We start from the raw sequence: 25612 nt of genomic DNA on the forward strand, positions 1-25612 counted from the left end.
GCGCGTGAGAACCCTGACGGCCGCCTGGGTGAGCCTCGCCCTCATCCTCGGACCGGCCCGGGCCCAGGCGATTTCGGACCAGGCGACTCTGGACCAGGCGACTTTGGCCCAAGCGACTTTGGCCCAAGCGGCTCTGGCTCAGATCGACCCGCCCATCGACGCGCAAGCCCAGGATCGCGCGGAAGCGGTGCGGGACGGCGTGGTCGTGATCCGTGCGACGACCGACGAGGCGGAGGCCTCGGCCCTGCTCGCGGGCTTCCGGAGACGCTTCCCGGAGGTCGCGGTCGCCTACACGAAGATGAACTCGTCGCGGCTCTATGACGAATTCCTGGCCGAGGCCGAGTCCGGTGGGGGGACGGCGGACCTCCTCTGGAGCTCGGCCATGGACCTCCAGATCAAGCTGGTGAATGACGGCTATGCCGAGCGCCACGTCTCGCGCGAGACCGAAGGGTGGCCTGCCTGGGCGGTGTGGCGCAACGAGGCCTACGGCATCACCGCCGAGCCGATCGCGATCGCGTACAACAGGACATTGCTGCCCGAGGCACGGGTGCCCCGCAGCCACGCAGACTTCCTTCGGAGCCTGACCCGGCATCCCGAGGACTGGCAGGGCAAGGTCGCGACCTACGACCCGGAGCGCAGCGGCGTCGGCTTTCTCGTCCTGACGCAGAACCTCGAAGTGACGCCCCGGACCTGGGATACGGTCCGGGCGATGGGCCAGGTCGGGGTGAAGCTCTTCACCGCCACCGCCACGATGCTCGACCGGCTGTCGGCCGGCGACGCGGTCCTCGCCTACGACGTGCTCGGGTCCTACGCCCGCGAGCGGGCAAAGCACGACCCGGCCCTCGGGGTGGTGCTGCCGAGCGACTACACGCTCGTCACCTCGCGCATCGCCCTGGTCCCGAAGGCGGCCCGGCACAAGGAGGCGGCGCGGCTGTTCCTCGACTACCTGCTGTCCCGGGAAGGCCAGGCGCTGCTCGCCGCCCGCTCGGTCACGCCCGTCCGCGCGGACGCCCGCGCCCCGGACGATCCGGTCACCGGCTCCACCGCCCTGCGGCCGATCCCTGTCGGGCCGGAGCTGTTGATCTCCCTCGATCAGATCAAGCGCGGCCGCACGCTGCGGCAATGGCGACGGGCGATCGAGGGGCGGTGAGGGCAGGCGCCGCCGAGGCTGCGCGCCGCCACCCGCCGTGCCGTCGAGGACGACGCGCTGAAGCCTCCGCTCCCCAGGGCTTTTCCCCCACCCGCCCGCCCTAAGGGCCGTCAAGGGCGGGGAGGTGGCGCGAAAGCTCCCACCTTCACCGGAACGCCCGACCCGCGCCGCGACAGGTTGCCGACAGTTTCGCCCTCTACCATGCGCCCCAACAAGCACGGAGGAAACGGTGCAAGTCACGGGCATGCTGCACGGTGCCAAGCTCCTGCAATCCGCAGGCTTCCCTGCGGCCGAGGTTCCGGGGCCGGACGCGGGTGAAGAAGGGATCGAGCGTCTCATCGACCGCGAGGGCTCGGTATTCTTCACGCCGGGGTTCGAGGATGGCGTCGGCGACAAGGGTAAGATGGTCCTGCTCTGCCGCGCCCACGACCTGAAGACGGCTTTGCGCGAGAAGGGGCGGCGCGACACCGTCGCCGGGCGCGGCGGGCCGGACTTCATCGGCGGCATGGGGGGCTTTGCGAGACGCCGCGGAGGCGCTCGACCTGCCCCTTCGGCCGTTCGGCTTCGATCTGATCATGAGCAAAGTCGTCGCCTACACCCGCCGGGCCGACCGGTCGATGCGCCAGGGCGGCCGGGAGCAACCGGGCGCCGGGGCAGGCTCCGTTCGACGCCGGCGCGTTGCGCGCCGTCTCTTGCGTCAGCATCGATGCGGTGATCGCGGTGCTTCTCCGGACGATGCTGGGCAGCCCAACCGCGACGGCACCTTCTCCGGCTCGGCGCTCGAGACCGCGGCGTTCATGATCTTCCTGTTCGCCCGGAGGCCCGGCTGCGCGACGGAGGTCGACGACCGCAGGAACCGCGGCCGCACCATGGGTACGCGGACGGCCGCCTCCCGCTGCCTTTTCGTGGCCCCAACGGCGCATCCGCCCACCCCCGCCCCTGGGTCGGGCCGGCGCCTCAGCATCCCGAGAGGGCCAACTTGACTTAGGGTCTCCGCAATGTGAACAGTCCATCATCTTCCCGTTCCTGATTATTTCCCTATGGTCGGAACGGGATAACCGTAAAGACGGCCGGACAGGCCCCAAAAACATCACTCGAAGCATATCGCTCGGAAGAACAGCGTTCGGGAGGACACCGATGGCATCTGGAACCGTACCCCTCGCCAAGCCCGGCGAGACCGCCGCGCCGGCGGCTGCGCCGGCATCCGGAAAATTCTGGCCGCAGGGCTGGTGGCGGCTGATGGACATCAAGATCGGCATCATCCCGATCCCCGTCTACCTGATCCTGGTCGTGCTCCTGACGATCCTGACGCTCGAGCGCGAGATCAAGCCGGATTCACCGACGATGATCGCCGTCCTGGTGCTCGGCGGCTTCACCTGCGCCGAGATCGGCAAGCGGCTGCCGATCCTGCGCAACATCGGCGCCGGTGCCATCTTCGCCACCTTCATCCCCTCGGCGCTCGCCTACTACAAGCTGATCCCGCCGCAGATCGAGAAGTCGATCATCGACTTCACCAAGTTCACCAACTTCCTCTACCTCTACATCGCGGCGATCATCGTCGGCAGCATCCTCGGCATGGACCGCGGCGTGCTGATCAAGGGCTTCCTGAAGATCTTCGTGCCGCTCGGCATCGGGTCGATCGCGGCCGGCATCGTCGGCACCCTGGTCGGGATGGCGCTGGGTCTCGGCGCCTACCACACCTTCTTCTTCATCGTCGTGCCGATCATGGCCGGCGGCGTCGGCGAGGGCGCGATCCCGCTCTCGATCGGCTATGCGGCGATCCTCGGCGCGTCGCAGGGCGACCTGTTCGCCCAGGTGCTGCCCCCGGTCATGCTCGGCAGCCTCACGGCCATCGTGTTCTCGGGCATCCTGAACTTCGTCGGCAAGAAGTACCCGCACCTGACCGGCGAGGGCCGGTTGCAGCCGGGCGAGCACGACGACATGGATCCCAAGGACGAGGCGGTGACCGCCGAGAAGGGCGGCGGCGCCATGGACGTCTCCACCATCGCGGCCGCGGGCCTGACGGCGGTGACGCTCTACCTCCTCGGCGTGATGCTGCACCACGTCCTCGGCCTGCCGGCGCCCGTCGCGATGCTGTTCCTGGCGGTGCTCGCCAAGCTCACCAGCGCGGTCTCGCCCCACCTCCAGGCCGGCGGCTTCGTGGTCTACAAGTTCGTTCAGACCGGCATGACCTACCCGCTGCTGTTCGCCATCGGCGTGTCCCTCACCCCCTGGGACAAGCTGATGTCGGCCTTCACGGTGCCGAACCTGATCACCATCGTCGCGACGGTGTTCACCCTGATGGTCACCGGTGCCTTCGTCGGGCGGCGGCTCGGCATGTACCCGATCGAGGCCGCGATCGTGAATGCGTGTCACTCGGGCCAGGGCGGCACCGGCGACGTCGCTATCCTCACCGCCGCCAATCGCATGCAGCTGATGCCCTTCGCCCAGATCGCGACCCGCATCGGCGGCGCCGTCACCGTCACGGCGGTGCTCGTGGTGATGCGGTGGATCGCCTGAGGGTAGGGTTGCCGGTTCGCCGAGCGGGCTCCCTCGAGCCCGCTCGGAGCTCGGCTCTCCCCCGCCGGCGGGGGAGGGCACATAACCCGCGTCCGCCCTTCTCCTCGACGGCTCCCGGCGGGCGAGCCGGCATTGTCCGACACTCGGCGTCGGGCGGCAGGCGGGCATCGATCCGCACCCCAGCCGCCTGCCCAAGGCCCCATCCGCCGCCAAGCGACGCCGCATGACCGCCCCGCGCATCTCCGCCGGCGCCCCGACGACCCCCGGCTCTGCGCCGACAGCCTGATCTGGGCCGCCCTCTGGAGCCCGCTAGTCGCACGGCGCCATGCGCCTATCCTGGTACGCCGCCCGCCTGCAAGCGGGCGCCTGCGACCCGCGCGCGACACAGGAGTTCGTAGTCGATGCCGGTGGGCTCCCGGTGATCGACGGGCGCGAGGCGATGGGCCAGATCGTGGCCGCCCGCGCCATGGACGAGGTGACGAACCGGGCGCGAGCGCACGGAATCGGCGTGGTGGCGGTGCGCAACCCCAATCATGTCGGCACCGCCATGTCCTTCACCCCGAGGGCGGCGCGGGCCGGGTGCATCGGCTTCCGGTCCACCGACGCGAGCCCGTCCACGCCCCCTGGGGTGGGTGCATCAAGGCTCTCGGCAACAACCCGTGGTCCTAAGCAGGTTTCGCCGAGTTGGTTACCGGTTCGGCGCCAAAAATCTGCGCCAAGACAAGGATCTAAGCGGGCGAAGCGTTGGCTGGCCAACGCAAGTCTGCTTAGGCCGCCCCGGCGGGCCAGGACGCGTCGCGCGTCCTCGACATCGCCGACACGGCCGTGGTGCGTGGCCAGATCGACCATACCCTCGCGACCTGCACCGGCTGGCAGAGGCCCACGGCCTCGATCCTGGGTCGCTCGCGGCCGCGTGCTGACGCAGAGCAAGATGTGTCCGACCGTGATTGCCTCCCGCGTGCGATCCCGCCGATGACCGAAGCCTCCGTCCCTTGCGACCCCGATGCGAGCTGGGGACCCCCGGTGATCCGCACCATCGCGATGCCGGCCGACACCAACCCGGCCGGCGACATCTTCGGCGGCTGGCTGATGGCGCAGATGGACCTCGACGCCGGCAACGTGGCGGCGCGGCGCGCCCGGGGGCGCTGCGCCACCATTGCGGTCGAGGGCATGACCTTCCTGCAGCCGGTGGTGGTCGGCGACGAGGCCAGCCTCCACGCCCACGTCGTCTCGGTCGGCCGCTCCTCGATCCGCATCCAGATCGAGGCCTGGCGCCGCGCCCGGTCGAGATCACGGCGCAAGCGGGCGATCTCGGCCGCCTGGTCGGACGGCGAGGCAACCGGGCTCGTGGGAGCGGAGTCCGGCGCGCCGGCGGGTCGCCGTTGCGGGGAGCCGTCCATCAGCACGGTTCGCCACTGGCGTAGCATGGAGTGCTGGATCCCGAGCTCGGCGGTGATCTGCATCTGCGACCGGCCGCCGCTCTCGAGTAGGTCGACCGCCCTGCGTTCGAACTCGGGGGTGAACTCGCATCGTGTCTTTGCCATCAAACACCTTCCCCGCCCGTAACGAGCGTGTCAGAGGTATCCGCAAAACCGAGGGAGGATCAGGCATCCCGGTGCTTCAGCGTCATGCCCGATGCATCGTCCGCGCTCCGCCGGGTTGATCGTCATGATGTCGCGCCCTAGTCTATTGGTTCCCTTACGGACCTCTAGGGCAGGGCAGGCGATGAGCGAGCACGTGCGCTACACCCAGGCCGGGCGCCTGATGGCGATCGACACCGTGCTCGGCGCGGATGTCCTCCTGCTCGAGCGCCTCGAGGTCGAGGAGGGCATCAACCGCCTCTTCACCATCCAGGCCCGCGTCAGGGCGCAACGCGACGAGGTCCGGCCCGACGAGATCGTCGGCACCGCCGCCGACATCTCGCTCACCCTCGCCGACGGCTCGCAGCGGGTCTGGAACGGCCTCGTCACCGAGCTGCACGAGGGACCGATCGTCACGAGAGGCGCGCGCTAGTACGCGCTCACCCTGCGCCCGCGGCTGTGGCTGATGAGCCAGCGCAGCGACTGCCGCATCTTCCTCACTCAATCGACGCTCGAGGTGCTAGAGACGCTGTGTTCCGAGCACCGCATCCGCGACTACAATCTGGCCGGCGTCACCCGGCCGCCGCAGAAGCGCGACTACGTCGTGCAGTGGAACGAGACCGATCTCGCCTATCTGCTGCGTCGTCTCGAAGAAGAAGGCATCTTTTTCTGGTTCCGCCATGAGCGCGGCAAGCACACGCTCGTCGTCGGCGATCATCCGTCCGCGTACGACGGTGGCGCTGACACTCGGGTCCGTCTCGCCTTCGGCTCGTCGGATGCCGAGCACATCCACGACTGGCGCCGGCAGCTCTCGTTCACGCCAGGAAGACGAGCCGGTAACGACTATGAGTTTCTAACCCCAAATCTTGATCTTACTGCGGATACGCCATCGATCGACCGGGTTCCCGAGAACACGGCTTACGAACTCTACGAGTATCCGGCAAGGGCGCTCACCCGCGAGGCCGGCGAGCGCGCCACGCGGCTGCGGATCCAGGCGACCGAGACCGGCTTCGACCGCATCGAGGGACGCTCCAGCGTCCGCACCCTCGCGGCCGGATCGCGCTTCACCCCCTACGAGGTGGCCCACCCGTCCCACGTCTACCCGGCGCAGGTGATCACGCAGGTCCTGCACCGGGCCGAGGACCCGACCTACGAGAGCGGGGCGGGCACGCCGCACTACGAGAATGCGTTCACGACGCTGCCGGCGGACCGCCCAGCGACGCCGCATCGCACGGTGCCGCGCCCGCGCATCGACGGCTTGCAGATTGCGAAGATCGCCGGCCCACCGGGCGAGGAGATCCACACCGATGCGTTCGGGAGAGTGAAGCTCACCCTGCCCTGGGACCGGCGCGCCCGGGGCGACGGGACGGATACCGGCTGGGTGCGGGTGACACAGTCCTAGGGCGGTACCAGCTGGGGCCAGCAGATCATCCCGCGGGTCGGGATGGAAGCCTTGGTGGCCTACCAGGAGGGCGATCCCGACCGGCCGATCGTGATCGGCATCGCGCCCAACCCCAACAACCCGGTGCCCTACGAGCTGCCGGGGCACAAGACCAAGCTCGTGGTGCGGTCCAACACCTACAAGGGGCGGGGCTACAACGAGATCTCGATGGAGGACGTGGCGGGCGGGGAGAACCTGTTCACGCATGCCCAGAAGGACATGACGACGAAGGTGCTCAACGACGCGACGGCGCGGGTGGACGCCAACCAGGTCGGGAGCGTGGGGGCGAACCACTCGTTCGAGGTGGCCAACAACCAGAACCAGGCGATCGGGGGCTCGCGCTCGCTGACGGTGGGGGCGGTGGGGGGCGCGGCGAGCGCGGCCCTGGCCGCGGCGATGTCGGCGATGTCGGGTCAGACGGCGGGTCTGCTGGGCCAGGCGATGGGCGTCGCGATGGACGCGATGGGAGCCGATGCCGGGGGATCGGACGCCCCCGTCGATGCGGGCGCGCTCTCGGGCGGCGGCGCGCTGGCGGGGCTGGCGTCGGGATTCGGCGGGCTGGTGGGCGGCGGCGGCATCGGCGGGCTGATCGGCGCCGGCATCGACGGAACCCGGGCCGGGATCAACGACGCGAGCGTGCGCAGCCTGCGCATGGCCGGCGGGGCCGGGATGGCGGCGGCGGGCACCGCGCTCGCCGGCCAGGTCGGCGGGATGATGGGCGGCCTGGGCGGCGTGATGAACACGATGGTCACGCGCTTCCAGAACTCCACCACCGGCATCGCCTCGACCGAGCAGGTCGGCGTCAGCAAGGTCGTCAATGTCGGGCAGACGATGCGGGAGAACGTCGGCAAGGCCCATACCCACACGGTCGGCGAGCAGTACGTGATCGAGGTCGGCCAGGAGATGCTGGTCAAGGTCGGCGAGGTGTTCCGGATCGTCGTCGGCGATTCGACGCTGACCATGGACAAGGACGGCAACGTCACCATCACCGGCAAGACCTTCACCACCGACTTCTCCGACCAGGTGAAGCACTGGGGCAAGGTCATCGACCTCAACCCGTCGCGCTGACGGGGGGGCCGATGCTCATCCGCAACGACACGCCGTTCGCCGCCCTCGGCTTCGGCGACCTGCACCGCGACGGGATCGGGATGGCGGTGGTCGCGGTGCGCGGCCGCTACGACCTCTCCGCCGAGGGCGCGCTCAGCCTCGCCGACACCCAGGCGCTCGTGCTCAACGACGTCTATGCCGGCGATCCCCATCGCACGCCGCTCGTGCAGGTCGGGGACCTGATTCCCTACAAGCCCGGCGCCGACGTGACCGTCCTCGGCCACGCCCACGCGCCCGGCGGCCGGCCGGCCCGCTCGTGGACGGTCGCGCTGACGGTGGGCGAGACGCGCGCGGCGCTGCGGGTCCACGGGCCGCGCGCCTGGCAACCGGCGCTGCGCTTCCTGCGGCCGACCTGGAAGCTCGGCCCGGCCGAGCCCGCCACCCGCGTGCCGCTCGACTATCGCCTCGCCGCGGGCGGGCGCATCGTGGGCGATCCGGAGGGCACGACGAGCCCCGACAACCCGATCGGCCCGGGGCAGCTGCACCGGGACTGGAGCCCGGTCGGCCGGGTGCTGCCGGCGCCCCGGATCGAGGCGCCGGAGGCGGCCCTCGCCGATCCCTTCGCGGTCGTGCGCCCGGCCGGCTTCGGGCCGGTGCCGCCGTTCTGGCGCTGGCGCGAGGGGCATTGCGGCACCCGCGACGAGGCGTGGCTTCGCGAGCGCTGCCCGCAGATGCCGGCGGATTTCGACTACCGCTTCTTCCAGACCGCCCCGCCCGCCCTGGTCCGGCCGCACCTCCACGGCGACGAGACCGTGCGGCTCGACGGGCTGGTGCCGGGCGGGGCGCTGGCGTTCCGGTTGCCCGGGCTGGTGCCGGTGGCCCACCACGCCTGGTTCGACGGCCGGGCCGTGTCGGCGCGGCTGCACCTCGACGGGGTGCATCTCGACCTGCGGGCGGAAACGGCCCCGTGGCGGGTCGACCTGACCTGGCGCGGCTGGGTGGCGCGCTGCCCGGCCTATCACGGGGCGGTGCTGGGGGTGCTGCCGCTGGCCGGGGCGGCGGGGCTGGCGGTGTCGGGCGAGCACGGGCTGAGCGCAGAGGCGGGCGCATGAGCCTGCCGCGGGAGGGCTCGCGCACGATCGGCGAGGGGATCATCGTCGCGGAGGCGATGGACTGGTGCCGCTCGCCGACCGCGATCGTGCCCTACAAGATCTACACGCATCACCAGGTGGAAGGGGCCGGCACCGCCGACAGCGTGCGCCAGACCGACGAGCGCTCGCACGTACGGGGCTCGCTGATCCGGCAGTGCTACGGCGACGAGCCGGGGGTTGGCGGGGGCGTGAGGTCGGGGACGCGGGGGGCGGAGTGCGAGCCCAAGACGTGGTCGTCGAGCGTGCGGGCGGAAGGGCGCCCCATGGTGCGCCACGACGACGAGTGGTGGATGAACCACAGGAACACGTATGGTCGTCTGACTTACGTCAAGGATGCCAAGCGCTACGCGACGCCGGAGGAGAAGGAGATCACGCCGCGGATGCCGGGTGCGTCCGGGCCGCCGGGCGAGACGGCGAGCGACGCGAGCCCGGATGCGGTTCGTCCGGGCGCGCACTACGCGCAACTGGCGGTGCCGATGCCGGGCCCCGTTCCGGTGCCGATGCCGGTCCCGCCGATCCCGCAGGGGCAGGGAACGGCGGCGGCGGATGCTCTGTGGAAGGGCATCAAGGGGCTCAAGCCGGCGGACGGGGAAACGGTCTCGGACTATCTACAGCGACCGCTGTACAATCTCGGGATCAAGAAGAAAAAAGAAAAGGCAAGAACGAAATCGGGAACGGGCAGCGTCCGTATCAGTGCGCGGGATCGCCAACGGAAATGCCCTTGCACCGTCGAGCCCTACTCGAAACAGAAGACGGCCTGCCAGGTCGAATGTCCCGGGTCGCAGGCGCATCACATCGTCCCGGATTATCTTCTCGGGGCGGGCAGCAGGAAGATGCGGGAGAGAGGCGACCGCCTCTACGCGAATGATGGAAGTCGCTTGACGTCGTTCGGCGATGGACCCGCGATCTGCCTGATCGGCAACAAGTCGACCCAGGGAACCCCCCATAACGCTGCGCATGGGGGAGACGGCGAAATCCAGTCCAAGGCTGCCGACAACGGTGGGGTGCTTTCCCTCGGCGAGGGCGTTGACATCTCGGTGTCGCACGCTCTCGCGGCGAGACCGGAATGCAGCGGCGAAATCCTGACGAAGACTTACGACGAATTCGGGAGGTTCGATCCGGACACGCCGATTAGAGGCACAATCAAACCCATCAAGCCGGGCGATCCCGCAAATGGTAAAATAAACATAAAGCCCCCAGGAGGGGATTAAAAATTCAGAGGAATCGAGCCATGTCCCAGAAATACACGCAATTTATACTAACACGAACCAAGGCCGGGCGGCGCCTTGGTATATCTGCCGCAGTTGAAGAAAATAATACATACGCACCATTTACGCGATTTTGGTGGTATATTCATGAATCGCCAGAGGGTTCAAAATGGTATAGCTACGATTATGACGTATGCGTACAGGGAATAACTATTTCTCAGACAGACTTTATGCCAGAACGAAGATATGTTATGATTTCTGCCGAAGGTGATGTTATATATACATTGCCACAAGATATCATCGAACGCATACCCGAGACGGGCATACACGCGCCGGACTCCAAGTACTTCGGGCGGATGCAGGACATCCAGGAGATCGGCGACAGCCTGTTTGCCTGCGGCGACGGCCTTCAGTTCTACAGGCGCAACCGCTACGGGGACGGGACCTGGCACTGCCTCGCGCCCGACCTGCGCCAGCGGCCCGGAACACCGGCCTCCGCCTACTGCATCATGCCCCGCATCAACGGTCCCCACGAGCGCGCGGTCTACGCCGTCGGACAGCACGGATCGATCTATTTCTGGAACGGCGAGACCGTCCGGAAGCTCGACTGCCCCGTCCGCTCCACCCTCATCGACATCCACGTCGAATCCGACGACGCGATCTGGATCTGTGGCGGCGACGGCACCCTGCTCAAGGGCAACCACAGGACCGGGTTCCGGCTCTGCCCCGGCACCGGCCTCGGCACGACGCTGTTTCAGCGCATGACGATGTACGACGGCACGCTCTATCTCGCGGCCAGCGGCGGCGATCCGTTCGGCCTCTTCACCTATCGCGACGGACGCATCGCTCCCGTCCGTACCGGACTGCAGCCCGAGATCGCCGACCCGCACTTCGTCGACAGCGCGCACGGGGTCCTGTGGGCGATGAGCATCAAGGACATCGTTCGCTTCGACGGCCATGCCTGGGAGCGGATCGACTTCCCCGGCCATCCGCCGATCCGATGAGCGCGTCGTCCGAGCGGCCCGAGGCCCGAGCCTGGAGCGACCGGCTGGCCGGTCTCGTCTGGTGCAGCGGCATCGCGGACCAATTGCCCGAGATCGGCGCCTGGCTCGGGCAGCCGGCCGGCACCTTTCCGCCGTCGCGCCCCGAGCGCTTCGCCCTCTATGCCGCGCCCGAGCGCGGGGTGGCCCTGCGCCTGCACTATCCCTTCTGGGACAGGGCGACCCTGTGCGATCCCGACCAGTGGCTCATCGCCGACGTGACGTTCGACCCGCTGCGGGCGCCTCTGCCATTCGACCTGGAGGCCGAGGGCGAGACGGTGGAGAGCGCAACAGGCAAGCTCGACCCCGACCGTGACGATTTCCCAGCGACGCGGACCAGCACGTTCTACCTCGACGACGACCGCGCCGTGACGATCGTGTTCCTCGGGGGCGGCCGGGGGATCGAGACCCTGCGCGTGACGCGGTTGTACGGGGCGGTGCGGTTTCCGCCACGCTCCGGCTCCGCCGTCCCCGGTCGGTGAGATCGACGGGCAGATCATCGACGGGTCGTGGCGCGTGCGGGCGGAAGGGGTGCCCTGGCGCGCGCCACGACCACGAGTGGTGGATGAACCATGGGGAGAACCACCGTCTGGCGGCCGAGGCGCGCCGGACGGACCCGTCTCCGTCGCCACCGGCAAGTACCACGAGACCTGCACGACTTCCCGATCCCGGCGACGCTGCCCTTCGACGGCGCGCGCTCCATGGGCCTCAAGCTGCCCCTGCCGCCGGACTACACCAGCCCCCTCGGCCCCTGCCAGATCTCGATGTTCGACGAGATCGTCGCCAATCCCGAGCCCGGCCAGCTCGACTTCCACCAGGCCGACGGCAAGGTCGTCCGCTTCGACCGGCCATTCAACTTCCTCGCCAGCCACAATGCCGGATACCCCCATCTCGACCTGCGCGCCCCCTGGCTGCGCCAGCTCGAGCTGCGCGACCGCCGTCTGATCAAGCATTTTTGCCAGGATGAGGACGACATCTACCGCCTCGCGCGGATCGAGGATCTCGACTGGCACGCCATCTCCTTCCTGCGCGACGCCGACGGGGTGCTGGAACGGGCCGAGGGCACCGACGGGCTGGCGCTCGCCTTCACGAACGACGAACGCGGGCGGCGCACCGGCATCACGCTGATCGGTACCGACGGATCGCGCCTGGACCTCGCCCGCTACGCCTACGACGCGCGCGGCCGCATGACCGAGGCGGACTGCGCCTTCGGCATGTCGGTCGATTATCTCTGGCACCCCGACCGCGACCTCCTGGCCGCCTGGCACAACCGCACCCGCCGCTCGCAGACCCGCTTCACCTACGATGCCGACGGCCGCGTCCTCCACACCGCCACCAACGGCCTCTGGAACGATGATCGCTTCGCCTACGACCCCGAGACCCGCCGCACCACCTACCTGCCCGGCGGCGATCCGGCCTGCGCCCAGCGTTTCGCCTACGACGAGAACCACAACGTCACCGCCGAGACCGACGCCCTCGGCCACACCGTCTCCCGCACCTTCGACCAAGCCGGCTTCGAGACCGCGCTCACCGATCCCAACGGCCACACCACCACCAAGACGTACGACCTCTGGGGCAACCCCAAGAGCGTGGTCGATCCCGAAGGCCGCAGCACCGAATACGGCTGGGGGCCGGAAGGCCAGCTCGACCTCGTCGTCGACGGCGCCGGCCATATCCGCCGCTACGAGCACGACGAACACGCCAACGTCGTCGCCGAGATCGACGCCGAGGGGAACGTCACGCGCCACGAGCGCGACGAAGCCGGCCGGCTCCTGTGCACCACCTTCCCGGACGGAAGCCAGGAGCGCCGCACCTACGATTCCCATGGGCGGCTCGCCAGCCTCACCGATCCGCGCGGCGGCACCACAAGGTATGCCTACGACGCCTTCGGCCGCCAGGTCGCGCTCACCGATGCCGCCGGCCAGACCTCCCGCTTCGCCTACGATGCCGGGGCAGGGGGCTTTGCCACCCCCACCACCCTGATCCGCCCCGACGGGATCAGCGTCAGCCGCCAATTCGCCGAGGACGGGGTGCTGGCCTCGGTCAGCGACGGCGAGGGCCGGACCTGGCGCTACGCCTACGGCGCCTTCGACGTGCTCCAGGCGATCGAAGACCCCCGCGGCGGGCGCCTGACCCTTAGCCACGACGGCGAGGGCCGGGTCGTGGCGGTCACCAACCAGACCGGCCACACCTACCACCTGATCCGCGACCCCGCCGGCTGGGTGGCGGCGGAGGTGGATTTCGATGGACGGCGCACGGAGTACACCCGCGATCCGGCCGGGCGGGTGATCGCGACGCGCAAGCCCGACGGCGCGCGACTCCGCTACGCCTACGACCGCTCCGACCGGCTGACCACGATCCGCACCCATGCCGCCGACGACCCAGAGGGCGCGCGCCCACGCGACGAGACGCATCTGCGCTACGACGGCCGCGGGCTTCTGGTCGAGGCGTCGAGCCGGGCGGCGCGGGTGGTGCTGGAGCGGGACGGCAACGGCCGGATCGTGTCCGAGACGACCAACGGGCGGCGGGTGGAGAGCCGTCTCGACGGGCTCGGGCGGCGGATCGAGCGGCGGATCGGGGCGGGGCAGCCGGGGGCGAGCCTGGTGCGGATCGGGCGCGATCCCCTCGGGGCGCTCGCCTCGCTCGCCATCGACGACCACGCGCCGCTGATGGTTTCGCGCGACCCGCTCGGGCGGGAGACGCGGCGGGCGTCCTCGAAAGGCTTCGTGCTGGAGCAGGCCTTCGACCCGGTCGGGCAGCTCACGCGCCAGCGGTCGGGCCGGGAGGGCCAGGCCGGCCGGGCCTATGCCTGGGACAAGGCCGGCGACCCGACCCTGATCGACGACGCCCTCTTCGGCCCGGCGCGCTACTGCTACGACGGCAACGGGCAGGTGGCGCAGGCGAGCTTCTGCGAGGGCCTGACCGAGGAGTTCGACTACCACGCGGCGAAGAACGTGGTCGGGGTGCTGGCCGAGGGGCCGGAGGCGGGCGAGATCCTGGGGGCATTGCGGCGGGTCGAGGCGACGTCGGGCGGCGCGGTGCGGGTGGGTCACGGCCCGCACGGCGAACAGGTGGCGCTGACGCACGATGCCTGCGGGCGGATGACCGAGCGGCGGGTGGAGCGCCGTGGGTTCCAGCCCAAGACCTGGCGCTACGGGTGGGCCGTGCAGGACCGTCTGGTGCGGTGCGAGAGGTCGTGTCCCTGGGCGTGGTGTAGCTTGGTGAGGGCCACCACGATCACCGGCTTGGGCCGGGACGATCAGGCTGCCAGGGTGGGCAGGCTGACGAGGGGAATTACAGCCTGAAGGTCGACGATCCCGCTGAAGTTGCCCCGTTTCAGCCTGCGCGGGGTCAGGGCGGAGAAGAAGCCCTCGACCGCGTTCATCCATGAGGCCGAGGTCGGGGTGAAGTGGAGGATCCAGCGCGGATGCCGAGCCAGCCAGGCCCGCACCTTCGGGTGCTTGTGCGTGCCGTAGTTGTCCAGGATCACGTGGATCAGCTTGCCGGCCGGCACCGCCGCCTCGATGGTGTTGAGGAAGCGCAGGAACTCCTCGTGGCAGTGACGCTGCATGCAGCGGCCGATCACGGTGCCCTCCAGCACGTCGAGCGCGGCAAACAGCGTCGTGGTGCCGTGGCGGATGTAGTCGTGGGTCTGGGTCTCGGGGCGACCTGGCGTGACAGGCCGGCTCGGGCGGGTGCGCTCGAGGGCGTGGATCTGGCTCTCCTCATCCTGAGCCTGTCGAAGGATCGTCGAGGGAGAGCACGACGGCGTGGCGCGGCGGGTCCATGTAGAGGCCGACGATGTCCTCGACCTTCCCGGCGAAGGCCGGATCGTTCGAGCGCTTGAAGCTGCGCACCCGATGCGGCTGGAGGCGATGGGCATCCCAGATGCGCTGGACCGAGCGCAGGGAGATCCCGACGGCCTGCGCCAGGGCGCGGCCGGTCCAGTGGGTGACCTCTCCGGGCGGTTCGGAGCAGGTCAGGGCCAGCACCTGGGCGAGGGTATCGGTGGAATGGGGCGGCTTGCCGGGCGGGCGGGTCTTATCTCGCAGCAGGCCCTCGACGCCTTCCTCGGCGTAGCGCTGCTGCCAGCGCCAGACGGCCGGCCGGCTGACGCCGGCCCGGCGGGCGACGTCGGGGACGGAGAGGCGTTCGGCCGAGAGAAGGACGATGCGGGCGCGCTGGATGTACTTGGGGGGCCGCCCCCGATCGGCGACGAGAGCGGACAGGCGCGCCAGTCGGCGGCGCTGGGGGTCACGCAGACAGTCTGAGCCAATGCCTCAGACTCGCATACCTCACGCCCGCCGTGAATCCTCTGAATGCATCAATGCTCTAGACGAAGCCCGCCGAGCGCGAGATGCCTCGAATGCGTCGGTGTTCATGGCATTATAAACGTCGGGGTAGTTCCATAATATTACTTATGCGAAGTGCCGATGTAGGCGCAAAGTTGGAATGTCCCGCCCGAGCCAAGAAGGACTGGCACACTCCCCTGTTTTGCGGAACGCGGGAGATCGCCGTCGAGTGAGTCCTGATGAGCGAGCGCGAGTTGCCCTGAGTCGAGGTGCTGGAGGCGGGTACCCAGACCGTGAGGGGGCGGCGCAGATCCCTGGGGATCAGCCGGCGGCAGGCGCAGCGGCTCGTCGAAGCGTAACGGTCTGACGGCGCGGCGGGCCTGCGCCACAAGGGTCGCGAGTGCCGGTCGAGCCGGGCCTCGAGCGAGACTCTGTTCGAGCTGGCCGTGAGCCTGATGCGGGAGCGCTGCGTGGATTTTGGTCCGACCCTGTCGGCCGGGATGCTGTGGGCGCACCATCAACTGACAGTATCGCTCGAGACGCTGCGGGGCTGGATGAGCGCGGCCAGCCTCTGGCTGTTGCGCCAGCAGCGGCGCAGCTTGCACCAGCCGCGGCTGCAGCGTGAACGTCTGGGCGAGCTGGTGCAGATCGACGACAGCAAGCATCGCCGGTTCGAGGAGGCTTGCAATTGTGGGCCGGTGATCCGCCGCATGGGCAGAGTTCCCGGGGCCACGCTCGGGTAAGCGAACCCCCAAGGTGATCCGTCGCGCTTCGGCATGGTCCATGTCCGTCGGGTCTTGCTTGAGGGCCTTTCCGAGGCGGCTGGCGGGTTGGAAACCGTCCATCGCCGCCCGGAAGCCGTGGGCATTTGCCTCAACGACATTGTTTTCCTGCACCGCTGGCACGTAGCTTGCACATCTCATCGCGCAGCGCAGAGCCATAGCGGCTCTTGTCGGGTTGGCGTGCCCATCGTCGGGTGTCCGCTGAGGGTCCGCCCGTCCATGCGCGCATGGTCGAGCGGTCTCGCCGAGTCCGCGGTGAGAGTGCCGTTCATCGGATGTCCACGTCTTCGGGACGGGACGTAAGCCATGTGCGATCGTGACGGGTCGTTCTACCGTAACCTCTCCCGGCGAGGCTTCCTCGGCCGGAGCGCCGGCACTGCGGCGGCGATCGCCCTGCCGGCGCATCTCGCGGCTCTGATGGCGCCGAGCCCTGCCGCGGCGGGCACCACGCTGAAGGCCACCCACGGCTCCGGCTTCTGCAACATGGGCATGTTCCTCGCCAAGGAGCGGGGGCTGACCAAGGCGGACGGCGTCGATCTCGACTTCGTGGTGACGCCGTCGAACACCGAGATCACCACGATGTTCGGGGCCGGGCTCGTCGACATGTCGATGATCCCGTACTCGAACTTCATGACCCTGTACGATGCCGGCGCGCCGGTGCGGATCGTCGCGGGAGGCGGCGTCGCGGGCTGCATCATCGTGGCCCGCGAGGGCATCAACGCGGCGGCCGACCTCAAGGGCAAGACCTTCGGCACCTTCCAGGCCGACACCCTCGAAGTGCTGCCCTACGACTACTTGAAGAAGGCCGGGATGAGCTTTCGCGATGTCGACGTGAAGTACCTCGACACCTCGCCGGAGCTGGCCCAGGCGTTCATGGCCGGCGCTCTCGATGCGATCTGCCACATCGAGCCTTATGCCTCGCAATGCGTCATGGGCCGCAAGGGGGCGAAGGTGCTCTCGAACGGCACCGACGTCTACGGCAAGGGCTACTCGGATTGTGTGCTCGCGGTCCGTGCCCCGCTCATCAAGAGCAACCCAGGCGCTGTGAAGGCGGTGATCAAGGCGCTGTTCGTCGCCCAGGCCCAGGCCGAGACGGACAAGACCGCTGCCCTGAAGGATACAGTCGGCAAATACTACAAGACCAGCATGGAGGCAGCGATCGACGCCTCCGCCAAGCAGCCGATCGTGGTCGACCAGCGCGACCAGACGAAGTTCATCATCGCGCGCGGCACCTCGATGCAGGAACTCGGCTACGTCAAGAAGGCTCCGGACGAGGGCGCTTTCGACTGGAGCCTGCTCGACGCGGTGATCGCCGAGAACAAGGGGCTCTACGCCGGCCTGAAGCTGAAGGCCGCCTGACACCTTGCATCCGGCCGGGCCCCCGCGCCCGGCCGCCCCTCCTCCCGCACGGACACTCGCCTCGTGACCACACACGCACGGATCGGACCGATCCCGGCGCCGGTGCGCGCCGCGCTGCCCGGGCTGTCGCCCGCCTGGCGCCGACGCCTCGCCAGCCTGTTCTGGGGCCTCGTCTCCCTCGGCCTGTTCGCCGGCCTGTGGGAGGGCTTATGGGCCCTCGACCTCGTCAATCCGCTGCTGCTGCCACCGCCCCACCTGTTCCTGGCCGACATCCCAGGGACGCTGCGCTACTTCGATCGCTCCAATCGAATCGGCAGTTTAGGCGGCGGCGGCGGGGTCGCGGCTTTGCTGATCACCATGGGTTGGACGACGATGCGGGTCTTCGTCGGCCTTGGTCTGGGCTTCGTCTGCGGCGTGCTCGTCGGGGCGCTGGTCCACTACGTGCGAGCCTTGCGCAATCTGCTCCTGCCGACGGTGCTGCTGCTCGCCCCGATCTCGCCCGTGGCGTGGCTGCCGGTCGCCATCTTCGTCTTCGGCATCGGCGACAAGCCGGCGATCTTCCTCGTCTTCATCACGCTGTTCTTCACCATCGTGCTCTCGACGGGGGCGCAGATCGACAGCGTGCCGAAGACCTACATCCACGTCGCCCGCATCATGGGCGCCACCGGGCGGCAGACCTTCTGGCGGGTGGTGTTGCCGGCGATCCTGCCGAGCCTGTTCATGACGCTACGGCTCAACCTCTTTGCCGCCTGGATGGTGGTGCTGATCGCCGAGACGGTCGGGGTCGGGACCGGGCTTGGGCAGATCACCTCGATGGCGCGCTCGACCTTCAACGCCAAGCTCGTCTTCTTCACCATGGCGATCGTCGGCGGGCTCGGCTTCCTGTCCGATTTCGCCCTGCGGCAGGTCCAGCGGAAGATGCTGTGGTGGGTCAGCCCGGGAGGCACCCGATGAGCCGCCCCGCCGTCACGATCCGCGACGTCTCGAAGCGCTGGATGCCGGAGGGCCGCGCCCCGGTCCAGGCGCTGGCCGACCTCGATTTCGAGGTGGCCCCGGGCGAGTTCGTGGTGCTCCTCGGGCCCTCCGGCTGCGGGAAGTCCACCCTGCTTTATATGATCGCCGGACTGGAGGAGGTCAGCGGTGGCGAGATCCTGGCGGACGGCGAGCCGGTCAAGGGTCCGAGCGCCGAGCGCGGCCTGATCTTCCAGGACGCTTCGCTGTTTCCCTGGCTCACCATCGCCGACAACGTCGCCTTCGGCCTCGCCGTCCAGCACGTGCCGCCGGTCAAGCGGCGCGAGATGGCAGTCGAGATGCTGCGCCGGGTCGGGCTCGGCGACATGCTCGACAAGAAGCCGGACGAATTGTCCGGCGGCATGCGCCAGCGCGCAGCCTGCGCCCGGGCGCTCGCCATGCGGCCGAAGGTGCTGATGATGGACGAGCCCTTCGCGGCGCTCGACGTCCAGACCCGCTCGCGGATGCAGGATTTCCTGCTGCAGATCTGGCGCGACAGCGGCGCCTCCGTCCTCCTCGTCACCCATTCGATCGACGAGGCGATCTCGCTCGCCGACCGGGTGGTGGTATTCACCGCTCGGCCGGGGCGGGTGAAGACGATCGTGCCGATCGACCTGCCGCGGCCACGGCCGTCGCGGGATCCGCGCTACCACGCCTATCGCGACCTGTTCACGGAACTGCTCGGCGCCGAGGTCGACCGCGCCTTCGCCGAGCAGGAGGCCGCCGCAGCGCGATGACATCCCTCATCCGCGTCGCCGCGATCCCGGTCGGCCCGGCCCGGCACGATCCGGACAACCTTTGGCAGGAAGTCGAGACGGGGGTCTCCGAGGCCGCCGCCGCGGGCGCCGGCCTCGCCGTCCTGCCTGAACTGACGGTGCTGCCTTATACGGCAGGCGAAGATCCGGCGCGCTGGCGCCCACTCGGCGAGGCGGAGGACGGACCGACCGCCCGCCGCATGGGGGCGCTCGCGCGCCGCCATGGACTCGCCCTGGTGTTCGGCCTGGCCTTCTCCGAGCCCGGCGAGACGCTGCCGCTCAATGCGGCGCTCCTCGCCCAATCGGACGGCAGCATCGTCCGGATTGCGGCCAAGCACCGGCTTCCGCCGCCGTCGCCCGGCGATGAGTTCGGCGAGGCCGACCATTTCCGAGCCGGTCCCGCGGCGGCGCGGGCCGTGCGGGTCGGGTTCCCGGGTGGTGCCTCCCTCCGGGTCGCGGCCCTCGTCTGCTACGACCGGCGCTTCCGGCAAGCCTGGGACGCGGCGGCCGGGGCCGACCTCGTCGCGGTGCTGGTCGCCGGGCCGGCGCCCCAGGATCCACCCGGCTTCTTTGCCGCCGAACTCGCAGGCCACGCCCGGCGCTGCGGCGTCGCGGCGGTGGCGGCCGCGCGCTACGGCACCGAGCACGGCCTGGGCCGGCCGGTGCGGCACGACGGCGACAGCCTGGTGGTCGGGCCGGACGGCCGCCTCCTCGCGGCGTGGCGGCCCGAGGCGCCGCGCCCGGTCCTCGGCGCCGTGATCGGTTCCATGCCGGATACCGTCCGGCTCTCCCTTCCCACAGCGTAATGGAACACCAAACCCATGGCAGAGCTCATTGTCCAGGCCGGCTGGGTCGTCACCGGGATCAAGGACCGCAACACGCCGGTCATCGTCGAGAACGGCGCCGTCTTCTCGCGCGACGGCGTGATCGTGGCGGTCGGCCCGTTCGAGGAGATCCAGCGGACGGCACCCGAAGCGGAGCTGCGCCGCTATCCCGGCCACGTCATGCTGCCGGGCTTCGTCAACAGCCACCATCACGTCGGGCTCACCCCGCTCCAGCTCGGCTCGCCCGACTACGCCCTGGAATTGTGGTTCGCGAGCCGCCTGCCGGCCCGGCGCCTCGACCTCACTCTCGACACGCTCTACTCCGCCTTCGAAATGGTGGCGTCCGGCATTACCACGGTCCAGCACATCCAGGGCTGGATGGCCGGCGGCTACGAGGCCATCCACGCCTCCGCGACCAAGACCCTGAACGGCTACCGCAGCCTTGGGATGCGCGCCTCCTACTGCTACGCCGTCCGCGAGCAGAACCGGCTCGTCTACGAGGCGGACGAGGCGTTCTGCGCTCGCCTGCCGGCCGATCTCGGGGGCCAACTCGCCGCCCACCTCAAGGCGCAGGCGATGCCGTTCGCCGATTTCCTGCGCCTGTTCGACCAGCTCACGCAGGAGAACGAGGGCCAGCGCCTGACCCGGATCCAGCTGGCGCCGGCCAACCTCCACTGGTGCAGCGACGAGGGGCTGGTGGCACTCCACGACAAATCCCGCGCCGCCGGCGTGCCAATGCACATGCATCTGCTGGAGACCGCCTACCAGAAGGAATATGCCCGCCGCCGCACCGGCAAGACCGCGCTCCGCCACCTCCACGACCTCGGCGTGCTGGGGCCGCACATGACGCTCGGCCACGGCGTCTGGCTCAATGAAGAGGACATCGACATCGTGGCGCAGACCGGCACCTGCATCTGTCACAATTGCTCGTCGAACTTCCGCCTGCGCTCGGGCCTCGCCCCGCTGAACGCCTGGGAGAAGAAGGGCATCACGGTCGGGATGGGGCTCGACGAGGCGGGCATCAACGACGACCGTGACATGCTCCAGGAGTTGCGGCTGGCGCTCCGGGCCCACCGGGTGCCCGGTATGGACGACGACGACGTGCCGACCCCGTCGCAGGTGGTGAAGATGGCGACCGAATCGGGCGCCATGACCACGGCGTTCGGGACCGAGATCGGCCGCCTCGATCCCGGCCGGTTCTTCGATGCCTCCTTGATCGACTGGCGACGCGCTACCTACCCGTTCCAGGACCCCGACATCCCGGTGCTCGACGCCCTGGTCCAGCGCGCCAAGACCGAGTGCGTCGATGCGGTCTATATCGACGGCGAGCTGGTCTATGCGGAAGGCCGCTTCACCAGGATCGACCGGGATGCCGTGCTGGCCGAGATCGCGGACGTGCTCGGCCGCCCGCGCTCGCCCGAAGAGGTGGCACGGCGTGAGCTCGGCCGGGCAGTCTTTCCGCACGTGAAGGCGTTCTATGCCGATTACCTGCCGGCGGCACCGGGCAACCCGTTCTACGCCGGCTCGTCGATGCGATAAGGGCATCCTCCAACGCTGCAGGCGCCGCCTTGCCGGTGGCCGCGAGAGAGGCAGAGGCATGGCCCCTGCCCGATCGCAGCGCGGTCGCGCAAGTCTCCGGGGTCTCGAGTCTCCGGGGTCTCGAGCACGATCGCGGCGCCTGGCCTGCTCCTCGATCGCCCAATCGGCCACCGCGACGGCTCCGACCAGGACGACAACGACGCTTCACCCCCCCCTCCTCACGCCGCTCAGGCCAGCTCCCGCAGCCAATGCCCCGCAATGGCATCGCGGCGGGCGAACCACGTGCCCTCGTGGGCGGCCGCATGGGCGAGGAAGCGTTCGAGTCCACCGATCCGGCCGGGCCGGCCGATGATGCGCAGATGCAGACCCACCGACAGCATCCGGGGGGCGTCGCCTCCCTCGGCGTAGAGGCGGTCGAAGGCGTCGATGCAGTAGCGGGCGAAGTCGTCGCCGAACACGAAGCCGCCGCCGCGCTGGAAGCGCATGTCGTTGGTGTCGAAGGCGTAGGGCAGCACCACGTGCGGACGTCCTTCGCGTCCGGGGACGAGGTAGGGCAGGTCGTCGTTGTAGGCGTTCGAGTCGTACAGGAAACCACCCTGCTCCATGAGCAGCCGGCGGGTGTTGTCCGAGGTCGCCGAGCGGGTATGCCAGCCGACCGGAGCCCGGCCCGTGGCGTCGCGGATCGCCGCGACGGCCTTGGCGATCGCCGCCCGCTCCTCGGCCTCGCCCATCCCGGCATGGCGCTCCCAGCGCCAGCCATGGGCCGCGACCTCGTGCCCGTCGGCGACGGCCTCCTGCGCCAGCCACGGCGATAGGGCGACGGCGCGCCCGTTGGCATTGAGGGTGGCGGCGACGCCGTAGGCCGACAGCAGGGACCGGATCCGCGGCCAGCCGGCCCGGGGGCCGTACTCGAAATGCGACTCCATGCAGAGGTCGCGGGAGCCGACGACCTCCTCCACCACCTCGTAGACCGACTCGTTGCGCTCGTCGCCCATGCCGAGGGAGAGCTCCGCCCCCTCCTCGACGTTGACGACGACCGAGACGGCGAGCCGTGCGCCACCCGGCCAGATGACCTTGGGCGGGCGGCCGCCGTAGCCGCGGAAATCGCGATCGTGGACCATGGCGTCAGACCTCGGCCAGCCGGCGCAGGCCGACCAGGCGGTCGCCGACGATCAGCACCGCGACGGCGAGCAGGATCAGGAGCGTCGAGACCGCCGCGATCGTCGGGTCGGGCCGCTCCTCGACGAGTTGCAGCATCTGGATCGGCAAGGTCTTGGTCCAGGCATCGGTGAAGAAGATCGAGATCGGGTAGTTGTCCATCGAGGCGAGGAACGCGAACAGGCCCGATGTCAGGAAGGCCGGCGCGAGGCCCGGCACCAGCACGCGCAGGATGGCCGCCGGGTAGGACAGGCCGAGCGTTCGGGCGGCGTCGATCAGGGTGAAGTCGAACAGCGACAAAGCCGCCATCACGTTGCGCACGACGTAAGGCAGCGTGATCACCCCATGGGCGACGAGCAGGCTCACACCCACGTCGCGCAGGCCCATCGCGCGAAATCCCTGCAGCATCGCGATGCCGACGACGAGGCCCGGCAGCATCAGGGGCGAGATCAGGAAGGTGACCAGGGCCTCGCGCCCGGGGAAGCGGCCGCGCACCACCGCGATGGCACAGAGCGTGCCGACGACGAGCGCCAGGGCGGTGGCGAGGCCGGCGACCCGCAGCGAGGTCCAGAGCGCCGGCCAGAGGTCGCGGGAGGCCCAGAGCCGCTCGTACCATCGCGTCGACCAGGCGGGCGGCGGCAGGGTGAAGACGGCGCTCGACCCGAACGAGACCGCCACCGTGACGACGAGGGGCGCCAGCAGGAAGGCGGCTGAAGTCCCCGCGACGGCCCAGACCAGAGCGAGTGACAGGCGCTCGGTCGCGGTCATGATCGTCCTCCTCCGCCGAGGCGGCGGGCGAGCGCGGTCGAGCCGACCACGACGGTGACGGCGAGCGCGAGCAGGATCACCGCCGTGGTCGAGCCGAGCCGCTCGTCGCGCATGAAGAGAAAGGCGCGGCCGGTGAGCGTCGCGAGGGTCTGGTAGCGGTCGCCGATGACGAGGCTCGGCACGACGTACATCGACACCGCGAGCGAGAACACGAAGGCGATCCCCGAGACGATCCCCGGCAGGGTCAGCGGCAGGGTCACGGTGAGGAAGCGCCGCGCTGGCGATGCCCCGAGGGTCGCGGCGGCCTCCGAGAGGCGCGGGTCGATCAGGCGGATCACCGAGTAGATCGGCAGGATCATGAACGGCAGGAAGACGTTGGCGGCGCCGATGACGAGCCCGGTCTCGGTGAACAAGAGCCGCTGCGGCGCGTCCCAGATCCCGAGCCCGACGAGGGACTGCGACACCACCCCGTCGCGGCGCAGCACGATCTGCCAGGCATAGGCCTTGACCACCACCCCGACCGAGAGCGGCAGGATGACCGAGAGCAGCAGCAGCGCCTGCACCGCACCGCGGGCCCGCGCCAGGGCGATCGCCGCCGGATAGCCGGCGAGCAGGCAGACCAGGGTGACGAAGAGCGCGCTCCGCACCGTGTTGCCGATGACCCGCCAGCTATACGGATCGGACAGGAACTGAGCGAAGGGCGCAAGGCTGATCCCGTCGGGCCCCGAGAGGCTGTGACCCAGGAGGGCGATGAGCGGCCAGCCATAGGAAGCGGCGAGATAGGCGAAGGCCGGAAGCGCCATGAGCGCCACCGGGTCGGGGCGCCGGAGACGCGGCCGGCGGGCCGTGGCGGGAGCGGCGGAGATCGTGGCCGGGACGCTCATGCCGCCTCCCGCAGGGCCGGCTCGGCGGGAAAGACCAGCGTGTCCTCGACCGCCCAGGATAGGTGCATCCGCGCGCCGGGCGCCGCGCCGGGCGGGATTTCGGGGGTCTCCGCCAGCAGGGTCCTGCTCCCGTCCGGGCCGGCGAAGAACAGGTGGGCGCGGGCGCCCTGGAAGGCGACCTCGACGAGCGCGGCCTCGATCGTATTCGGGCCGTCGCCACCGATCCGGATCCGCTCCGGCCGCACGCCGAGGAGTACCGGGCTGCCCGGAAGGAAGCGGCCCGGCGCCCGCACCGAGCCGAGCGGCGTCTCGACCCGGAGCATCCCAGCCCCCTCCTCCCGCACGAGGCCGGGGATCCGGGTCGACAGGCCGACGAAGCCGAGCGCGAAGGCGGTGGCAGGCCGGCGGTAGAGCGTCACCGGATCGGCGAGCTGCTCGATCGCGCCGCGGTTCATCACCGCGATCCGGTCGGACATGGTCAGCGCCTCGTCCTGGTCGTGGGTGACGAACAGGGCGGTGATGCCGAGTTCGCGCAGCAGGCGCTTGAGGTCGATCTGCATCGCCTCCCTGAGCTTGCGGTCGAGGGCCGAGAACGGCTCGTCGAGGAGCAGGAGCTTGGGCCGGACGGCGAGCGCCCGGGCCACCGCCACCCGCTGCTGCTGCCCGCCCGACAGCGCCTGCGCGCGGCGGTCGGCGAAGGGCGCCATCTGGACGAGATCGAGGAAGCGCGAGACCGTGCCGCCGACCCCGGCCCGGGGATGCCCCTTTGCCTTGAGCCCGAAAGCCACGTTTTCGGCAACCGTGAGGTGGGGGAACAGGGCGTAATTCTGAAACACCACCCCGACGTCGCGCCGATGCGGCGGGGTGCGGGTGATGTCGTGCCCGTCGAGCGCGACCCTGCCGCGATCGGGGGACACGAGGCCGGCGACGATGCGCAACAGGGTCGTCTTTCCGCAGCCGGAGGGACCGAGCAGCGAGACGAACTCGCCGCGTGTCACGGCGAGGTCGACGCCGCCGAGCACGGCGCTGTCGCCGAAGCGCTTTTCGGCCCCGGTGATCGCCAGGAAGCCGGGATCGGATGAGAGGGATTGCGACATGGTGCG

19 protein-coding genes and 4 pseudogenes are annotated in these 25612 nt (G+C 69.7%); 17 read left to right on the plus strand and 6 right to left on the minus strand.

The features are described from left to right. The first annotated feature begins 4 nt into the window (after positions 1–4). The 4 genes and pseudogenes from BMX97_RS16650 to BMX97_RS16670 form a co-directional block, all read left to right on the plus strand. Complete coding sequence (locus tag BMX97_RS16650; RefSeq protein ID WP_244538469.1) at positions 5–1150, plus strand: ABC transporter substrate-binding protein; 1146 nt, start codon at positions 5–7, stop codon at positions 1148–1150. Positions 1151–2287: 1137 nt separating this feature from the next. Next, the gene (locus BMX97_RS16660; RefSeq protein ID WP_091752395.1) at positions 2288–3670 is read left to right on the plus strand and encodes a 2-hydroxycarboxylate transporter family protein; all 1383 of its coding nucleotides are present in this window, start codon (positions 2288–2290) and stop codon (positions 3668–3670) included. 325 nt (positions 3671–3995) lie between these two features. Beyond that, positions 3996–4646, plus strand: coding sequence for an Ldh family oxidoreductase (locus tag BMX97_RS33755; protein ID WP_244538470.1), 651 nt, complete (start codon positions 3996–3998; stop codon positions 4644–4646). Beyond that, positions 4643–4954, plus strand: a pseudogene (locus BMX97_RS16670) (hotdog domain-containing protein); the annotation flags it as partial. The gene BMX97_RS33755 and the pseudogene BMX97_RS16670, both read left to right, overlap by 4 nt. Here BMX97_RS16670 and BMX97_RS16675 read toward each other — a convergent pair. Continuing rightward, positions 4939–5214: pseudogene (locus BMX97_RS16675) on the minus strand (transposase); the annotation flags it as partial. The pseudogenes BMX97_RS16670 and BMX97_RS16675 overlap by 16 nt on opposite strands. Positions 5215–5434: 220 nt before the next feature. Between BMX97_RS16675 and tssI the strand changes: the two are divergent. The 7 genes and pseudogenes from tssI to BMX97_RS16705 all read left to right on the plus strand — a co-directional run bounded on the left by tssI (position 5435) and on the right by BMX97_RS16705 (position 14442). Next, positions 5435–6652 (plus strand): annotated as a pseudogene (gene tssI / locus BMX97_RS33760) (type VI secretion system tip protein TssI/VgrG). 51 nt (positions 6653–6703) lie between these two features. Continuing rightward, entirely contained in the window at positions 6704–7759 is a 1056-nt protein-coding gene (locus BMX97_RS33765; protein ID WP_244538471.1) for a bacteriophage T4 gp5 trimerisation domain-containing protein, read from the plus strand. Positions 7760–7770: 11 nt separating this feature from the next. Further along, positions 7771–8850 carry a DUF2169 family type VI secretion system accessory protein gene (locus BMX97_RS16685; RefSeq protein ID WP_091752398.1) on the plus strand — a complete coding sequence of 360 codons (1080 nt, stop codon included), beginning with the start codon at positions 7771–7773 and terminating at the stop codon, positions 8848–8850. Next, positions 8847–10100 (plus strand): DUF4150 domain-containing protein, encoded by a 1254-nt coding sequence (locus tag BMX97_RS16690; protein ID WP_091752401.1) that lies wholly within the window; start codon positions 8847–8849, stop codon positions 10098–10100. Before BMX97_RS16685 ends, BMX97_RS16690 begins: the two co-directional genes overlap by 4 nt. Before the next feature lie 248 nt (positions 10101–10348). Continuing rightward, positions 10349–11101 (plus strand): hypothetical protein, encoded by a 753-nt coding sequence (locus tag BMX97_RS16695; protein WP_143074635.1) that lies wholly within the window; start codon positions 10349–10351, stop codon positions 11099–11101. After that, entirely contained in the window at positions 11098–11619 is a 522-nt protein-coding gene (locus BMX97_RS16700) for a hypothetical protein (RefSeq protein WP_091752407.1), read from the plus strand. Before BMX97_RS16695 ends, BMX97_RS16700 begins: the two co-directional genes overlap by 4 nt. 732 nt (positions 11620–12351) lie before the next feature. Further along, a complete protein-coding gene (locus tag BMX97_RS16705) occupies positions 12352–14442 on the plus strand; it encodes an RHS repeat domain-containing protein (RefSeq protein WP_244538481.1) in 2091 nt (696 codons plus the stop codon). Here BMX97_RS16705 and BMX97_RS16710 read toward each other — a convergent pair. Then, positions 14439–15413, minus strand: a pseudogene (locus tag BMX97_RS16710) (IS630 family transposase); the annotation flags it as partial. The gene BMX97_RS16705 and the pseudogene BMX97_RS16710 overlap by 4 nt on opposite strands. 462 nt (positions 15414–15875) lie before the next feature. Between BMX97_RS16710 and BMX97_RS16715 the strand changes: the two are divergent. The 6 genes from BMX97_RS16715 to BMX97_RS16740 all read left to right on the plus strand — a co-directional run bounded on the left by BMX97_RS16715 (position 15876) and on the right by BMX97_RS16740 (position 21699). Next, the gene (locus tag BMX97_RS16715) at positions 15876–16172 is read left to right on the plus strand and encodes a hypothetical protein (protein WP_091752413.1); all 297 of its coding nucleotides are present in this window, start codon (positions 15876–15878) and stop codon (positions 16170–16172) included. A 345-nt stretch (positions 16173–16517) separates the two neighbouring features. Continuing rightward, on the plus strand, positions 16518–17570 hold the full coding sequence (locus BMX97_RS16720) for an ABC transporter substrate-binding protein (RefSeq protein ID WP_091752416.1): 1053 nt from the start codon (positions 16518–16520) through the stop codon (positions 17568–17570). A gap of 63 nt (positions 17571–17633) precedes the next feature. Then, positions 17634–18524 carry an ABC transporter permease gene (locus BMX97_RS16725; RefSeq protein ID WP_091752419.1) on the plus strand — a complete coding sequence of 297 codons (891 nt, stop codon included), beginning with the start codon at positions 17634–17636 and terminating at the stop codon, positions 18522–18524. Then, complete coding sequence (locus BMX97_RS16730; RefSeq protein ID WP_091752422.1) at positions 18521–19318, plus strand: ABC transporter ATP-binding protein; 798 nt, start codon at positions 18521–18523, stop codon at positions 19316–19318. Before BMX97_RS16725 ends, BMX97_RS16730 begins: the two co-directional genes overlap by 4 nt. Beyond that, positions 19315–20142, plus strand: coding sequence for a carbon-nitrogen hydrolase family protein (locus BMX97_RS16735; protein WP_091752425.1), 828 nt, complete (start codon positions 19315–19317; stop codon positions 20140–20142). Before BMX97_RS16730 ends, BMX97_RS16735 begins: the two co-directional genes overlap by 4 nt. 15 nt (positions 20143–20157) lie before the next feature. Then, complete coding sequence (locus BMX97_RS16740) at positions 20158–21699, plus strand: amidohydrolase family protein (protein ID WP_091752428.1); 1542 nt, start codon at positions 20158–20160, stop codon at positions 21697–21699. 227 nt (positions 21700–21926) lie between these two features. Here BMX97_RS16740 and BMX97_RS16745 read toward each other — a convergent pair whose 3' ends face one another. The 4 genes from BMX97_RS16745 to BMX97_RS16760 are packed head-to-tail and all read right to left on the minus strand — an operon-like array spanning position 21927 to position 25606. Beyond that, the gene (locus BMX97_RS16745; protein WP_091752431.1) at positions 21927–22820 is read right to left on the minus strand and encodes a polysaccharide deacetylase family protein; all 894 of its coding nucleotides are present in this window, start codon (positions 22818–22820) and stop codon (positions 21927–21929) included. Between the two features lie 4 nt (positions 22821–22824). Next, positions 22825–23625, minus strand: coding sequence for an ABC transporter permease (locus BMX97_RS16750; RefSeq protein WP_091752434.1), 801 nt, complete (start codon positions 23623–23625; stop codon positions 22825–22827). Further along, positions 23622–24509, minus strand: a complete 888-nt coding sequence (locus BMX97_RS16755) for an ABC transporter permease (protein ID WP_210187644.1) — start codon at positions 24507–24509, stop codon at positions 23622–23624. Before BMX97_RS16755 ends, BMX97_RS16750 begins: the two co-directional genes overlap by 4 nt. Further along, positions 24506–25606, minus strand: coding sequence for an ABC transporter ATP-binding protein (locus BMX97_RS16760; RefSeq protein ID WP_091752437.1), 1101 nt, complete (start codon positions 25604–25606; stop codon positions 24506–24508). Before BMX97_RS16760 ends, BMX97_RS16755 begins: the two co-directional genes overlap by 4 nt. Positions 25607–25612: the final 6 nt, after the last annotated feature.

The organism is Methylobacterium sp. ap11, from assembly GCF_900110515.1.
Taxonomy (GTDB): Bacteria; Pseudomonadota; Alphaproteobacteria; order Rhizobiales; family Beijerinckiaceae; genus Methylobacterium; species Methylobacterium ajmalii.

Coding starts and splice junctions, on each gene's coding strand:
- BMX97_RS16735 (WP_091752425.1), top strand. CDS start 19,315: ATGACATCCCTCATCCGCGTCGCCGCGATCCCGGTCGGCCCGGCCCGG.
- BMX97_RS16720 (WP_091752416.1), top strand. CDS start 16,518: ATGTGCGATCGTGACGGGTCGTTCTACCGTAACCTCTCCCGGCGAGGC.
- BMX97_RS16750 (WP_091752434.1), bottom strand. CDS start 23,625: ATGACCGCGACCGAGCGCCTGTCACTCGCTCTGGTCTGGGCCGTCGCG.
- BMX97_RS16700 (WP_091752407.1), top strand. CDS start 11,098: ATGAGCGCGTCGTCCGAGCGGCCCGAGGCCCGAGCCTGGAGCGACCGG.
- BMX97_RS16760 (WP_091752437.1), bottom strand. CDS start 25,606: ATGTCGCAATCCCTCTCATCCGATCCCGGCTTCCTGGCGATCACCGGG.
- BMX97_RS16690 (WP_091752401.1), top strand. CDS start 8,847: ATGAGCCTGCCGCGGGAGGGCTCGCGCACGATCGGCGAGGGGATCATC.
- BMX97_RS16730 (WP_091752422.1), top strand. CDS start 18,521: ATGAGCCGCCCCGCCGTCACGATCCGCGACGTCTCGAAGCGCTGGATG.
- BMX97_RS16705 (WP_244538481.1), top strand. CDS start 12,352: ATGTCGGTCGATTATCTCTGGCACCCCGACCGCGACCTCCTGGCCGCC.
- BMX97_RS33755 (WP_244538470.1), top strand. CDS start 3,996: ATGCGCCTATCCTGGTACGCCGCCCGCCTGCAAGCGGGCGCCTGCGAC.
- BMX97_RS16745 (WP_091752431.1), bottom strand. CDS start 22,820: ATGGTCCACGATCGCGATTTCCGCGGCTACGGCGGCCGCCCGCCCAAG.
- BMX97_RS16660 (WP_091752395.1), top strand. CDS start 2,288: ATGGCATCTGGAACCGTACCCCTCGCCAAGCCCGGCGAGACCGCCGCG.
- BMX97_RS16695 (WP_143074635.1), top strand. CDS start 10,349: ATGATTTCTGCCGAAGGTGATGTTATATATACATTGCCACAAGATATC.
- BMX97_RS16685 (WP_091752398.1), top strand. CDS start 7,771: ATGCTCATCCGCAACGACACGCCGTTCGCCGCCCTCGGCTTCGGCGAC.
- BMX97_RS16755 (WP_210187644.1), bottom strand. CDS start 24,509: ATGAGCGTCCCGGCCACGATCTCCGCCGCTCCCGCCACGGCCCGCCGG.
- BMX97_RS16740 (WP_091752428.1), top strand. CDS start 20,158: ATGGCAGAGCTCATTGTCCAGGCCGGCTGGGTCGTCACCGGGATCAAG.